This window comes from Pseudomonas sp. TE3-3-F2023 (assembly GCF_036784815.1).
Classification (GTDB): Bacteria; Pseudomonadota; Gammaproteobacteria; order Pseudomonadales; family Pseudomonadaceae; genus Aquipseudomonas; species Aquipseudomonas pudica.
The window spans coordinates 806,536-819,650 of the sequence record NZ_CP145113.1 but is presented as its reverse complement, the minus strand read 5'-3'; the positions used below and the strand labels follow the sequence as shown (position 1 = coordinate 819,650).

14 protein-coding genes are annotated in these 13,115 nt (G+C 59.4%); all 14 read left to right on the top strand.

The window, feature by feature from the left end; all coding sequences use genetic code 11:
* Positions 1-9 precede the first annotated feature (9 nt).
* The 14 genes from rnpA to atpA all read left to right on the top strand — a co-directional run bounded on the left by rnpA (position 10) and on the right by atpA (position 13,086).
* Entirely contained in the window at positions 10-414 is a 405-nt protein-coding gene (gene rnpA / locus V3314_RS03695) for a ribonuclease P protein component (protein ID WP_085601064.1), read from the top strand.
* Positions 407-652, top strand: coding sequence for a membrane protein insertion efficiency factor YidD (yidD, locus tag V3314_RS03690; RefSeq protein WP_015268406.1), 246 nt, complete (start codon positions 407-409; stop codon positions 650-652). Before rnpA ends, yidD begins: the two co-directional genes overlap by 8 nt.
* Positions 653-654: 2 nt before the next feature.
* Positions 655-2,337, top strand: a complete 1,683-nt coding sequence (gene yidC, locus V3314_RS03685) for a membrane protein insertase YidC (protein ID WP_046615326.1) — start codon at positions 655-657, stop codon at positions 2,335-2,337.
* Between the two features lie 88 nt (positions 2,338-2,425).
* On the top strand, positions 2,426-3,796 hold the full coding sequence (gene mnmE, locus V3314_RS03680; protein ID WP_338459930.1) for a tRNA uridine-5-carboxymethylaminomethyl(34) synthesis GTPase MnmE: 1,371 nt from the start codon (positions 2,426-2,428) through the stop codon (positions 3,794-3,796).
* A 570-nt stretch (positions 3,797-4,366) separates the two neighbouring features.
* The gene (mnmG, locus tag V3314_RS03675) at positions 4,367-6,259 is read left to right on the top strand and encodes a tRNA uridine-5-carboxymethylaminomethyl(34) synthesis enzyme MnmG (RefSeq protein WP_108480426.1); all 1,893 of its coding nucleotides are present in this window, start codon (positions 4,367-4,369) and stop codon (positions 6,257-6,259) included.
* Positions 6,256-6,906, top strand: a complete 651-nt coding sequence (gene rsmG / locus V3314_RS03670; RefSeq protein WP_046615330.1) for a 16S rRNA (guanine(527)-N(7))-methyltransferase RsmG — start codon at positions 6,256-6,258, stop codon at positions 6,904-6,906. Before mnmG ends, rsmG begins: the two co-directional genes overlap by 4 nt.
* An 18-nt stretch (positions 6,907-6,924) precedes the next feature.
* A complete protein-coding gene (locus V3314_RS03665) occupies positions 6,925-7,716 on the top strand; it encodes a ParA family protein (protein WP_012274913.1) in 792 nt (263 codons plus the stop codon).
* Positions 7,717-7,725: 9 nt separating this feature from the next.
* Complete coding sequence (locus V3314_RS03660; protein WP_046615331.1) at positions 7,726-8,598, top strand: ParB/RepB/Spo0J family partition protein; 873 nt, start codon at positions 7,726-7,728, stop codon at positions 8,596-8,598.
* A gap of 149 nt (positions 8,599-8,747) precedes the next feature.
* Positions 8,748-9,155: a F0F1 ATP synthase subunit I gene (locus tag V3314_RS03655; protein WP_008092225.1), complete on the top strand. Its 408-nt coding sequence runs from the start codon at positions 8,748-8,750 to the stop codon at positions 9,153-9,155.
* A gap of 16 nt (positions 9,156-9,171) precedes the next feature.
* The gene (atpB, locus tag V3314_RS03650; protein ID WP_023383137.1) at positions 9,172-10,041 is read left to right on the top strand and encodes a F0F1 ATP synthase subunit A; all 870 of its coding nucleotides are present in this window, start codon (positions 9,172-9,174) and stop codon (positions 10,039-10,041) included.
* 144 nt (positions 10,042-10,185) lie between these two features.
* On the top strand, positions 10,186-10,443 hold the full coding sequence (atpE, locus tag V3314_RS03645) for a F0F1 ATP synthase subunit C (RefSeq protein ID WP_003097235.1): 258 nt from the start codon (positions 10,186-10,188) through the stop codon (positions 10,441-10,443).
* A 57-nt stretch (positions 10,444-10,500) separates the two neighbouring features.
* Positions 10,501-10,971 carry a F0F1 ATP synthase subunit B gene (locus V3314_RS03640; protein ID WP_023383136.1) on the top strand — a complete coding sequence of 157 codons (471 nt, stop codon included), beginning with the start codon at positions 10,501-10,503 and terminating at the stop codon, positions 10,969-10,971.
* A 12-nt stretch (positions 10,972-10,983) separates the two neighbouring features.
* Positions 10,984-11,520: a F0F1 ATP synthase subunit delta gene (locus V3314_RS03635; RefSeq protein ID WP_043214190.1), complete on the top strand. Its 537-nt coding sequence runs from the start codon at positions 10,984-10,986 to the stop codon at positions 11,518-11,520.
* Between the two features lie 21 nt (positions 11,521-11,541).
* Positions 11,542-13,086, top strand: coding sequence for a F0F1 ATP synthase subunit alpha (gene atpA, locus V3314_RS03630; RefSeq protein WP_046615332.1), 1,545 nt, complete (start codon positions 11,542-11,544; stop codon positions 13,084-13,086).
* Positions 13,087-13,115: the final 29 nt, after the last annotated feature.

The following is a 13,115-nucleotide window of genomic DNA, read 5'->3' as shown; positions in this document are numbered from 1 at the left end:
TCGGCACAGGTGGTGAGTCAGGACTTCAGTCGGGAAAAGCGACTGCTTACACCCCGACATTTCAAAGCGGTCTTCGACTCCCCAACCGGCAAGGTTCCAGGGAAAAACCTGCTGATCCTTGCTCGCGAGAACGGCCTCGATCACCCACGCCTCGGCCTGGTGATTGGCAAGAAGAGCGTCAAGCTCGCCGTTCAACGCAACCGCCTCAAGCGCTTGATGCGCGATTCCTTTCGCCTGAACCAGCATTTGCTTGCCGGTTTGGACATTGTGATCGTCGCGCGCAAGGGATTGGGTGAGATAGAAAACCCGGAATTGCACCAACACTTTGGCAAACTCTGGAAACGCCTGGCGCGCAGCCGGCCCACTCCAGCAGTGACCGCCAATTCCGCAGGGGTAGACAGCCAAGATGCGTAAACTGGCGCTCGTTCCGATCCAGTTTTACCGTTACGCCATTAGTCCTCTGATGGCCAACCACTGTCGTTTCTTCCCCAGTTGCTCCTGTTATGCCTATGAAGCCATCGAAAACCACGGCCTCTGGCGTGGTGGGTGGCTAGCCGTTCGTCGCCTGGGGCGTTGTCATCCGTGGAACGACGGCGGTTTCGATCCCGTTCCTCCCGCTCCTTCCTCCCGAACTTCTTCGATAGCCGAGTAATCATGGATATTAAACGCACGATCCTGATCGTCGCCCTGGCAATCGTGTCCTACGTCATGGTCCTCAAGTGGAACCAGGACTACGGCCAGGCTGCCCTGCCGACTCAGAATACTGCTGCCAGCACCGTTGCCCCGGGTTTGCCGGATGGCGTACCGGCCGGTAATGCCGGCGCCAGCGCCGATGTGCCAAGCGCCAACGCCGAAACCAGCGCAGCCGAACTGGCACCGGTTGCGGTCAGCAAGGACCTGATCCGGGTCAAGACCGATGTCCTGGAGCTGGCTATCGATCCGGTTGGCGGTGACATCGTCCAGCTGAACCTGCCGCAATACCCACGTCGCCAGGATCACCCGGACATTCCGTTCCAGCTGTTCGACAACGGTGGCGAGCGTGTCTACCTGGCACAAAGCGGCCTGACCGGCGTAAACGGTCCGGATGCCCGTCCTGCCGGTCGCCCTCTATACGCTACCGACAAGAAGGGTTACCAGCTGGCCGATGGCCAGGAACAACTGGTGGTCGACCTGAAGTTCAGCGACAACGGCGTCAACTACATCAAGCGCTTCACCTTTAAGCGCGGCGAATATGACCTGACCGTCAGCTACTTGATCGACAACCAGAGCGGCCAGGCTTGGAGCGGCAACATGTTTGCCCAGCTCAAGCGTGACGCCAGCTCCGATCCGTCTTCGAGCACCGCCACCGGTACCGCCACCTACCTGGGCGCTGCCCTGTGGACTGCTTCCGAGCCTTACAAAAAGGTCTCGATGAAGGACATCGACAAAGGTAGTTTGAAAGAAAATGTGTCCGGCGGCTGGGTTGCCTGGCTGCAGCACTACTTCGTGACCGCCTGGATTCCGGCCAAGTCGGACAACAACGTTGTCCAGACCCGCAAGGACAGCCAGGGCAACTACATCATCGGCTACACCGGCCCGGCCATCAGCGTGCCTGCTGGCGGCAAGGTCGAAACCAGCGCCATGCTGTACGCCGGCCCGAAAATCCAGTCCAAGCTGAAAGAGTTGTCCCCAGGCCTGGAACTGACCGTCGACTATGGCTTCCTGTGGTTCATCGCCCAGCCGATCTTCTGGCTGCTGCAACATATCCACAGCCTGCTGGGTAACTGGGGCTGGTCGATCATCGTGCTGACCATGCTGATCAAAGGCCTGTTCTTCCCGCTGTCGGCTGCCAGCTACCGTTCGATGGCGCGCATGCGTGCCGTTGCGCCGAAGCTCGCTGCACTGAAGGAACGCTTCGGTGACGATCGCCAGAAGATGTCCCAGGCGATGATGGAGCTGTACAAGAAGGAGAAGATCAACCCGCTGGGCGGCTGCCTGCCGATCCTGGTGCAGATGCCAGTGTTCCTGGCCCTGTACTGGGTACTGCTGGAAAGCGTGGAAATGCGCCAGGCTCCATGGATGCTGTGGATTACCGACCTGTCGATCAAGGATCCGTTCTTCATCCTGCCGATCATCATGGGCGCCACCATGTTCATCCAGCAGCGCCTGAACCCGACGCCGCCGGATCCAATGCAGGCCAAGGTGATGAAAATGATGCCGATCATCTTCACCTTCTTCTTCCTGTGGTTCCCGGCTGGTCTGGTGCTGTACTGGGTTGTGAACAACTGCCTGTCGATCGCACAGCAGTGGTACATCACCCGCAGCATCGAAGCAGCCAGCAAAAAAGCTGCTGCTTGACAGGCTACTGCGCTAGCCTGTGAATAAAAAACGCCCCCTAGTGGGGCGTTTTTGCTATCTGTCGTTTTTGTCGTAGAGGCTTTCGAGCATGAACACTGTGCGTGAAACCATCGCCGCCATCGCCACCGCCCAAGGCCGCGGCGGTGTGGGTATTGTCAGGTTGTCCGGCCCTCTGGCTGCCAAGGCCGGCCAGTTGATCACCGGCCGTACGCTTACCCCGCGCCACGCCCATTACGGCCCGTTCCGCGACGAGGAAGGCCTGGTGCTGGACGAAGGGATCGCGCTGTTCTTCCCCGGGCCGAATTCGTTCACCGGCGAGGACGTGCTGGAACTGCAGGGCCACGGTGGCCCGGTGGTGCTGGATATGCTGCTGCAGCGCTGTGTACAGGTTGGTTGCCGGCTGGCTCGCCCGGGTGAGTTCAGCGAACGTGCATTCCTCAATGACAAGCTCGACCTGGCCCAGGCCGAAGCCATTGCCGACCTGATCGAAGCCAGTTCCAGCCAGGCTGCGCGCAACGCACTGCGTTCGCTGCAGGGCGAGTTCTCCAAGCGTGTGCACAGCCTGACCGAAGCACTGATAGCCCTGCGCATCTACGTCGAGGCGGCGATCGACTTCCCCGAGGAAGAAATCGACTTCCTCGCTGATGGCCATGTACTTTCGATGCTCGATAACGTTCGCGGCGAGTTGTCCACAGTGCAGCGGGAAGCCGGGCAGGGCGCTTTGCTGCGTGACGGCATGACCGTGGTCATCGCCGGTCGGCCGAATGCTGGCAAGTCGAGCCTGCTGAACCAGCTGGCTGGGCGGGAAGCGGCCATCGTCACCGATATTGCCGGCACCACGCGGGACATCCTGCGCGAACATATCCACATCGACGGCATGCCGCTGCACGTGGTCGATACTGCCGGTTTGCGCGACACCGATGACCATGTGGAAAAGATTGGCGTGGAACGTGCGCTGAAGGCCATTGGCGAGGCAGACCGGGTGTTGTTGGTGGTGGATTCCACCGCGCCCGAGGCCAGCGACCCGTTCGCCCTGTGGCCAGAATTTCTCGACCAGCGGCCAGACCCGGCCAAGGTGACGCTGATTCGGAACAAGGCCGATCTTAGTGGTGAGCAGGTAGCGCTGGAACAGTGCGATGACGGCCATGTAACGATCACCCTCAGTGCCAAAGGGGACGCTGCAGGGCTGCAGTTGTTGCGTAACCACCTGAAAGCCTGCATGGGTTATGAACAGACGGCCGAGAGTGGTTTCAGCGCTCGCCGGCGCCATCTGGATGCCCTGCGCCAGGCCAGTGAGCACCTGGAACATGGCCGTGCACAACTGACCTTGGCTGGCGCGGGTGAGCTGTTGGCGGAAGACCTGCGCCAGGCGCAGCAGGCCCTGGGGGAGATTACCGGGGCATTCAGCTCTGACGACCTGCTGGGGCGGATTTTCTCCAGCTTCTGCATCGGTAAGTAATTCACAGCCAGGCAAAACCAAGAGCCGCTCCTTCGTGAGCGGCTTTTTTTTACCTCAAATTTCGCAGCTTCTACGGAAATCGCGCCGCACCTGAAGGCTGTGCAGAACCCTGTGGGAGCGGGTTCACCCGCGAAGAGGCCGGTGCAGGTTCACATTTTTTTCATTCACCTACCCCAATCTTCTCTCAGGAGCCCTGTGGAAAACTCGCCTTCAGCTCCGTTGATAAGCAGGATTTTTTTCTGAGGACAAACCCGCCTGTGGGTAACAAGCCATTTAATCCACAGGCTAAATCGTCTTATCCAGAGCCCTCATGGTACTCCAGCCACAGGGTTTAATTTTGCTCTACACAGCATGGGTAAAGGCCTGCATGAGCTTATCCACAGAAAAGCTTGTGCATAAGAATAAACATAAAAACAAAGCTTTTTTAAATTTCTCCTTTTTGATTTCTGTTGGCTGCCACTCATCCACAGACTGGTCAAAATTTGCTCAGACGGTTTCTTTAAAGGGTGTGAAGTCCCTATACTTGTCCGCTTACCTTCTCTATTCGCAAAAACAGGCACGAGGTGCGTGGTGGATTTCCCTTCCCGTTTTGAAGTGATCGTCATCGGCGGCGGCCATGCCGGTACCGAGGCTGCGCTTGCGTCTGCACGCATGGGTGTGAAAACCCTGCTGCTGACCCATAACGTGGAAACCCTCGGTCACATGAGCTGCAACCCCGCCATTGGCGGTATTGGCAAAAGCCATCTGGTCAAAGAGATCGATGCCCTCGGCGGCGCCATGGCGCTGGCCACCGACAAGAGCGGCATCCAGTTCCGCGTTTTGAACAACCGCAAGGGCCCGGCCGTACGCGCCACCCGTGCACAGGCCGACCGCGCTATCTACAAGGCAGTGGTGCGTGAAATCCTGGAAAACCAGCCGAACCTGTGGATATTCCAGCAGTCCTGCGACGACCTGATCGTCGAGCAGGACCAGGTCAAAGGCGTGGTGACCCAGATGGGCCTGCGTTTCTTCGCCGAATCGGTGGTACTGACCACCGGTACCTTCCTCGGTGGCCTTATCCACATTGGTCTGCAAAACCATTCCGGCGGTCGCGCCGGCGATCCACCTTCGATCGCCCTGGCCCACCGCATGCGTGAATTGCCGTTGCGCGTCGGCCGCCTGAAAACCGGTACTCCGCCGCGTATCGACGGCCGTTCGGTGGACTTCTCGGTGATGACCGAGCAGCCAGGCGATACGCCGATTCCTGTGATGTCCTTCATGGGCAATGCCCAGATGCACCCGCGCCAGGTGAGCTGCTGGATTACCCACACAAATGCGCGCACCCACGAGATCATCGCCTCGAACCTCGACCGTTCGCCGATGTACTCGGGTGTGATCGAAGGTGTCGGCCCGCGCTACTGCCCGTCGATCGAGGACAAGATCCACCGCTTCGCCGACAAGGAAAGCCACCAGGTTTTCATCGAGCCGGAAGGCCTGACCACCCATGAGCTGTACCCCAACGGTATTTCCACTTCGCTACCGTTCGATGTGCAGCTGGAGTTGGTACGGTCGATCCGCGGCATGGAGAACGCCCACATCGTTCGCCCGGGCTATGCCATCGAATACGACTACTTCGACCCGCGTGACCTCAAGTACAGCCTCGAGACCAAAGTCATCGGCGGCCTGTTCTTCGCCGGCCAGATCAACGGCACCACCGGTTACGAAGAAGCCGGCGCTCAGGGTTTGCTGGCCGGGACCAACGCAGCCCTGCGGGCGCTGGGCCGAGACAGCTGGTGCCCGCGCCGCGACGAGGCGTACATCGGCGTACTGGTCGACGACCTGATTACCCTGGGTACCCAGGAGCCGTACCGCATGTTCACTTCGCGTGCCGAATACCGCCTGATCCTGCGCGAAGACAACGCCGACCTGCGCCTGACCGAAAAGGGCCGCGAGCTCGGCCTGATCGACGACCAGCGTTGGTCTGCCTTTTGCGCCAAGCGCGACGGCATCGAACGCGAGGAGCAGCGCCTGAAGTCGACCTGGGTACGCCCGAACACCGAGCAAGGTCAGGCCATTGTGGATAAGTTCGGTACCCCGCTCAGCCACGAGTACAGCCTGCTGAACCTGCTTGCCCGCCCGGAAATCGACTACGCCGGGCTGATCGAGGCAACCGGTGGCGAAGCGATCGATCCACAGGTCGCCGAGCAGGTCGAGATCCGCACCAAGTACGCCGGTTACATCGACCGCCAGCAGGATGAAATCGCACGTCTGCGCGCCAGTGAAGACACTCGCCTGCCTGTGGATATCGATTACTCGACGATTTCCGGCCTGTCCAAGGAAATCCAGGGCAAGCTAGGCCAGACCCGTCCGGAAACCCTGGGCCAGGCTTCGCGCATCCCGGGCGTGACCCCGGCAGCGATTTCCTTGTTGCTGATTCACTTGAAAAAACGCGGCGCTGGCCGCGAATTGGAGCAAAGCGCTTGAGTTCCCTGGTCACCCCGCAACACGCTGAAGAGTTGTCCACAGGTGCGCGCCAGCTCGGTGTCGAGCTGAACGCCGAGCATCATGAAAAGCTGCTCGGCTACCTGGCCCTGTTGATCAAATGGAACAAAGCCTACAACCTCACCGCCGTGCGCGACCCCGACGAGATGGTGTCGCGTCACCTGCTCGACAGCCTCAGTGTCATGCCGTTTATCCACAGCGAGCGTGACAACTGGCTGGATGTCGGAAGTGGCGGTGGCATGCCCGGTATCCCGTTGGCTATCCTGCATCCTCACAAGCGCGTGACGGTGCTGGACGCCAATGGCAAGAAGACCCGTTTCCTGACCCAGGTGAAAATGGAACTCAAGCTGGACAACCTCACGGTTATCCACAGCCGGGTCGAAGCCTTCCAGCCTACACAACCGTTCAGCGGAATCATCTCCCGCGCCTTCAGCAGCATGGAGAACTTCACCAACTGGACCCGCCACCTTGGCGACACCGGGACGCAATGGCTTGCAATGAAGGGGCTGCATCCTGCCGATGAACTGGTAGCATTGCCCGCAGACTTCACAGTGGAAAGCGAGCAGGCCCTGACCGTTCCAGGTTGCCAGGGCCAGCGCCATCTGCTGATACTGCGCCGCAAGGCATGACTGGGAACACACGCAACAATGGCTAAGGTATTCGCAATCGCGAACCAGAAAGGTGGTGTGGGCAAGACAACCACCTGTATCAATCTCGCTGCTTCGCTGGCCGCGACCAAGCGTCGTGTGCTGCTGATCGACCTCGATCCGCAGGGCAACGCCACCATGGGCAGCGGTGTGGACAAGCACGAGCTCGAGCACTCGGTCTACGACCTGTTGATCGGGGAATGCGACCTGGCTCAGGCCATGCATTACTCCGAGCACGGGGGGTTCCAGTTGCTGCCAGCCAACCGTGACCTGACCGCCGCCGAAGTGGTGCTGCTGGAAATGCAGGTCAAGGAGAGCCGCCTGCGCAACGCCCTGGCGCCGATCCGCGAGAACTACGACTACATCCTCATCGACTGCCCTCCGTCTTTGTCGATGCTCACGCTCAATGCCCTGGTCGCCTCCGATGGGGTGATCATCCCGATGCAGTGTGAGTACTACGCACTGGAAGGTCTCAGCGACCTTGTGGATAACATCAAACGCATCGCCGCCCGGCTTAACCCGGAGCTGAAGATCGAGGGCCTGCTGCGGACCATGTACGATCCGCGCCTGAGCCTGAACAACGACGTATCGGCGCAGTTGAAGGAGCACTTTGGTCCGCAGCTGTACGACACGGTCATTCCGCGCAACATTCGCCTGGCCGAGGCCCCGAGCTTCGGCATGCCGGCCCTGGCCTACGACAAGCAATCGCGAGGCGCGCTGGCTTATCTGGCCCTGGCCGGGGAACTGGTACGCCGTCAACGCCGTCAATCCCGCACTGCACAAACAACTTAAGGAATCCGTATGGCCGTCAAGAAACGGGGTCTCGGACGTGGGTTGGATGCACTGCTCAGTGGTCCTTCCGTCAGCGCGCTCGAAGAGCAGGCTGTGAAGATCGACCAGAAAGAACTGCAACACCTGCCGGTCGAGGTGATCCAGCGTGGCAAGTACCAGCCGCGCCGGGACATGGACCCGGAGGCGCTGGAAGAGCTCGCGCACTCGATTCGCAACCATGGCGTGATGCAGCCGATCGTGGTGCGCCCGATCGACGGCAACCGCTACGAGATCATCGCCGGTGAGCGCCGCTGGCGCGCCACCCAGCAGGCTGGCCTGGACAAGATCCCGGCGATGGTCCGCGAAGTGCCCGACGAAGCCGCCATAGCCATGGCGCTGATCGAGAACATCCAGCGCGAAGACCTCAACCCGCTGGAAGAGGCGCTGGCCTTGCAGCGCCTGCAGCAAGAGTTCGAGCTCACCCAGCAACAGGTGGCCGATGCCGTCGGCAAGTCGCGGGTGACCGTGGCGAACCTGCTGCGCCTGATCACCCTGCCCGATGCGATCAAGACCATGCTCGCCCATGGTGACCTGGAGATGGGCCATGCCCGTGCACTGCTCGGGCTGGAAGAACACCGTCAGGAAGAGGGGGCGCGTCATGTTGTCGCACGTGGCCTCACCGTGCGCCAAACCGAGGCACTGGTTCGTCAATGGCTCAGCGACAAACCTGATCCGGTCGAACCGAGCAAACCTGATCCGGATATCGCACGCCTTGAACAGCGGCTCGCAGAGCGCCTGGGCTCGGCCGTGCAGATCCGCCATGGCAACAAGGGCAAAGGCCAATTGGTTATTCGCTACAACTCGCTTGACGAGTTGCAAGGCGTGCTTGCTCACATCCGCTGAAACAATTCCCGTTGTAGCGCGCAGTCGGAAATCACTACCGAATAGTTGAATAGGGGTTAATCCACCCCTATACTCTGCGCGCATTTTGTCGGCACAAATTATGCCAAGTCATAACTGACTTGCTGGTCGACTTCCGAGGAGCAGTTGTGATGGAAATCCGCACGCCAAACCGCCTGCCTTTCCATCGCTGGGCGGTTTTCCCGGTACTGCTGGCTCAATTCGTCGTACTGCTGCTGGCAACGTTGGTGTTGTGGCAGTGGAAAGGGGCGGTCAGTGGATATTCAGGCCTTTGCGGAGGTTTGATTGCCTGGCTACCCAATGTGTATTTCGCCTGGAAGGCTTTTCGCTTCAGCGGGGCCCGGGCGGCACAAGCCATCGTCAAGTCGTTCTACGCTGGCGAGGCAGGCAAGATGATTTTGACGGCAGTGCTTTTTGCACTGACCTTCGCAGGAGTGAAGCCACTGGCGCCGTTAGCAGTATTCGGCGTCTTCGTGTTGACCCTTTTGGTCAGCTGGTTCGCGCCCCTGCTGATGAATAAAAGACTTTCGAGACCTTAGGGCGTTTGAGGCAACCATGGCAGCAGAAACCGCTTCGGGCTATATCCAGCACCACTTGCAGAACCTGACCTACGGTCAACTACCAGACGGCAGCTGGGGCTTCGCCCATTCGGCTGCAGAAGCCAAGGCAATGGGCTTCTGGGCGTTCCACCTGGACACCCTGGGTTGGTCCGTCGCGCTGGGTCTGATCTTCCTGTTCATCTTCCGCATGGCGGCCAAGAAGGCGACTTCGGGCCAACCTGGCGGCCTGCAGAACTTCGTTGAAGTGCTGGTAGACTTCGTCAACGGCAGCGTGAAGGACTCCTTCCACGGCCGTAGCCCGGTAATCGCTCCGCTGGCGCTGACCATTTTCGTCTGGGTGTTCCTGATGAACGCCATCGACCTGGTACCGGTCGACTGGATTCCTCAGCTGGCCATCCTGATCTCCGGTGATCCGCACATTCCGTTCCGCGCCGTGTCTACCACCGACCCGAACGCGACCCTGGCCATGGCCTTCTGTGTGTTCGCCCTGATCATCTTCTACAGCATCAAGGTCAAGGGCCTGGGCGGCTTCATCGGCGAGCTGACCCTGCACCCGTTCGGCAGCAAGAACATCTTCGTTCAGATCCTGCTGATCCCGGTCAACTTCCTGCTGGAATTCGTCACCCTGATCGCCAAGCCGATCTCGCTGGCACTGCGTCTGTTCGGCAACATGTACGCCGGCGAGCTGGTGTTCATCCTGATCGCCGTGATGTTCGGCGCCGGTATCCTCTGGCTCAGCGGCCTGGGTGTGGTGCTGCAGTGGGCGTGGGCTGTGTTCCACATCCTGATTATCACCCTGCAAGCCTTCATCTTCATGATGCTTACCATCGTCTACCTGTCGATGGCTCACGAAGATAACCATTAAGACCGCCTGGCGTGTCTGATAGCCTTCCCCGCTCGTTTGGGGGGAGGGCTTAAAAAGTCCGCAAGGGCATGCTGTACCAAACGATTTGTTTTACCGCTTCAAACTAAAAACCTAACCAATACGACGTAAAAGTCGGGAGGAAAGATGGAAACTGTAGTTGGTCTGACCGCTATCGCTGTTGCTCTGCTGATCGGCCTGGGTGCTCTGGGTACCGCCATTGGTTTCGGCCTGCTGGGCGGCAAGTTCCTGGAAGGCGCTGCTCGTCAGCCTGAGATGGTTCCGATGCTGCAGGTCAAAATGTTCATCGTTGCCGGTCTGCTCGACGCCGTAACCATGATCGGTGTTGGTATCGCTCTGTTCTTCACCTTCGCGAACCCCTTCGTTGGTCAGATCGCCGGCTAATCACTCGTTTCTACGAGTTGATTGGTGTGATGGACAAAGACCGAGCGAGGTGTTGGCGTGAACATTAATGCAACCCTGATTGGCCAATCCGTTGCTTTTCTGATTTTTGTACTCTTCTGCATGAAGTATGTATGGCCTCCGGTCATCACTGCCCTGCAAGAGCGCCAAAAGAAGATTGCCGACGGCTTGGACGCTGCCAACCGCGCAGCTCGCGACCTGGAGCTGGCCCAAGAGAAAGCGGGTCAGCAACTGCGTGAAGCGAAGGCACAGGCAGCCGAAATCATTGAGCAAAGCAAGAAACGCGCTGCTCAGCTTGTCGAGGAAGCCCGTGAACAGGCTCGCGTCGAAGCTGACCGTGTGAAGGCTCAGGCTCAAGCCGAGATCGAACAGGAACTGAACAGCGTCAAAGACGCCCTGCGTGCCCAAGTGGGTGCCCTGGCTGTTGGCGGTGCTGAAAAGATCCTTGGCGCCACAATCGATCAAAACGCGCATGCGGAGCTGGTTAACAAACTGGCCGCTGAAATTTAAGCGAGGGCGATCATGGCAGAACTGACCACGTTGGCCCGACCTTACGCTAAGGCTGCCTTTGAGCATGCCCAGGCCCATCAGCAACTGGCCAATTGGTCAGCCATGCTCGGCCTGGCTGCTGCGGTGTCGGAAGACGACACCATGCAGCGCCTGCTCAAGGCCCCGCGACTGACAAGCGCAGAAAAGGCCGCCGCATTCATTGAAGTGTGCGGTGACAAGTTCGATGCACAGGCACAGAATTTCATTCATGTTGCCGCGGAAAACGACCGTCTCCTGCTTCTGCCGGAGATTGCCGCCCTGTTCGACCTGTACAAGGCCGAGCAAGAGAAATCCGTGGACGTGGAAGTCACCAGTGCTTTTGCGTTGAACCAAGAACAGCAAGACAAACTCGCCAAGGTTCTCAGTGCACGGCTCAGCCGGGAAGTGCGCCTGCACGCGTCGGAGGATGCCAGCCTGATCGGCGGCGTCGTCATCCGCGCCGGCGACCTGGTAATCGATGGCTCGGTTCGCGGCAAGATCGCGAAACTGGCCGAAGCATTGAAATCTTGAGTTTGAAGGGGCAGCAGAGCAATGCAGCAACTCAATCCTTCCGAAATTAGTGAAATCATCAAGGGTCGCATCGAGAAGCTCGATGTCGGCTCCCAAGCCCGTAACGAAGGTACCGTCGTAAGCGTTTCCGACGGTATCGTACGGATCCACGGTCTGGCCGACGCTATGTACGGCGAAATGATCGAGTTCCCGGGCGGCGTATACGGTATGGCACTGAACCTGGAGCAAGACTCCGTAGGTGCGGTGGTACTGGGTGCGTACACCTCCCTCGCCGAGGGCATGAGCGCCAAGTGCACCGGTCGCATCCTGGAAGTTCCGGTCGGCAAAGGCCTGCTGGGCCGCGTCGTTGACGCTCTGGGTAACCCGATCGATGGCAAAGGTCCTCTGGCCACCACCGAAACCGACGCGGTCGAAAAGGTCGCTCCGGGTGTTATCTGGCGTAAATCGGTAGACCAGCCTGTACAGACTGGCTACAAGTCGGTTGACGCCATGATCCCGGTTGGCCGTGGCCAGCGCGAGCTGATCATCGGTGACCGTCAGATCGGTAAGACCGCCATGGCGGTCGACGCGATCATCAACCAGAAAAACAGCGGTATCTTCTGCGTATACGTGGCCGTAGGCCAGAAGCAGTCGACCATCGCCAACGTTGTGCGCAAGCTGGAAGAAGCCGGCGCCCTGGCCAACACCATCGTTGTTGCTGCCAGCGCCTCGGAATCGGCCGCGCTGCAGTTCCTGGCTCCTTATGCCGGCTGCACCATGGGCGAGTACTTCCGTGACCGCGGCGAAGACGCCCTGATCGTTTACGATGACCTGTCCAAGCAGGCCGTTGCCTACCGTCAGATCTCCCTGCTGCTGCGTCGTCCACCAGGACGCGAAGCGTACCCAGGTGACGTGTTCTATCTCCACTCCCGTCTGCTGGAGCGTGCATCGCGCGTTTCGGAAGAGTACGTCGAGAAGTTCACCAACGGCGCAGTCACTGGCAAGACCGGTTCCCTGACCGCCCTGCCGATCATCGAAACCCAGGCTGGCGACGTTTCCGCGTTCGTTCCGACCAACGTGATTTCCATCACCGACGGTCAGATCTTCCTGGAATCGGCCATGTTCAACTCGGGCATCCGCCCTGCAGTGAACGCCGGTGTTTCGGTATCCCGCGTAGGTGGTGCCGCTCAGACCAAGATCATCAAGAAGCTGTCCGGTGGTATCCGTACCGCTCTGGCTCAGTACCGTGAACTGGCTGCATTCGCCCAGTTCGCTTCCGATCTGGACGAAGCGACCCGCAAGCAGTTGGAGCATGGTCAGCGCGTTACCGAGCTGATGAAGCAGAAGCAGTACGCGCCAATGTCCATCGCGGACATGGCTCTGTCGCTGTACGCCGCTGAGCGTGGTTTCCTGACCGACGTAGAAGTCAACAAGGTCGGTAGCTTCGAGCAAGCTCTGATCGCCTACTTCAACCGTGATCACGCCGAACTGATGGCGAAGATCAACGTGAAGGGTGACTTCAACGACGAAATCGACGCTGGCATGAAAGCCGGTATCGAGAAGTTCAAGGCCACCCAGACCTGGTAAGCCGCAGCGGGGGCTACGGCCCCCGCTTG

Bases quoted from the DNA above. Each gene is read 5' to 3' on its own strand.
- yidD (WP_015268406.1), top strand. From the start codon at position 407: ATGCGTAAACTGGCGCTCGTTCCGATCCAGTTTTACCGTTACGCCATT.
- yidC (WP_046615326.1), top strand. From the start codon at position 655: ATGGATATTAAACGCACGATCCTGATCGTCGCCCTGGCAATCGTGTCC.
- mnmE (WP_338459930.1), top strand. From the start codon at position 2,426: ATGAACACTGTGCGTGAAACCATCGCCGCCATCGCCACCGCCCAAGGC.
- V3314_RS03665 (WP_012274913.1), top strand. From the start codon at position 6,925: ATGGCTAAGGTATTCGCAATCGCGAACCAGAAAGGTGGTGTGGGCAAG.
- V3314_RS03660 (WP_046615331.1), top strand. From the start codon at position 7,726: ATGGCCGTCAAGAAACGGGGTCTCGGACGTGGGTTGGATGCACTGCTC.
- V3314_RS03655 (WP_008092225.1), top strand. From the start codon at position 8,748: ATGGAAATCCGCACGCCAAACCGCCTGCCTTTCCATCGCTGGGCGGTT.
- atpB (WP_023383137.1), top strand. From the start codon at position 9,172: ATGGCAGCAGAAACCGCTTCGGGCTATATCCAGCACCACTTGCAGAAC.
- atpE (WP_003097235.1), top strand. From the start codon at position 10,186: ATGGAAACTGTAGTTGGTCTGACCGCTATCGCTGTTGCTCTGCTGATC.
- V3314_RS03635 (WP_043214190.1), top strand. From the start codon at position 10,984: ATGGCAGAACTGACCACGTTGGCCCGACCTTACGCTAAGGCTGCCTTT.
- atpA (WP_046615332.1), top strand. From the start codon at position 11,542: ATGCAGCAACTCAATCCTTCCGAAATTAGTGAAATCATCAAGGGTCGC.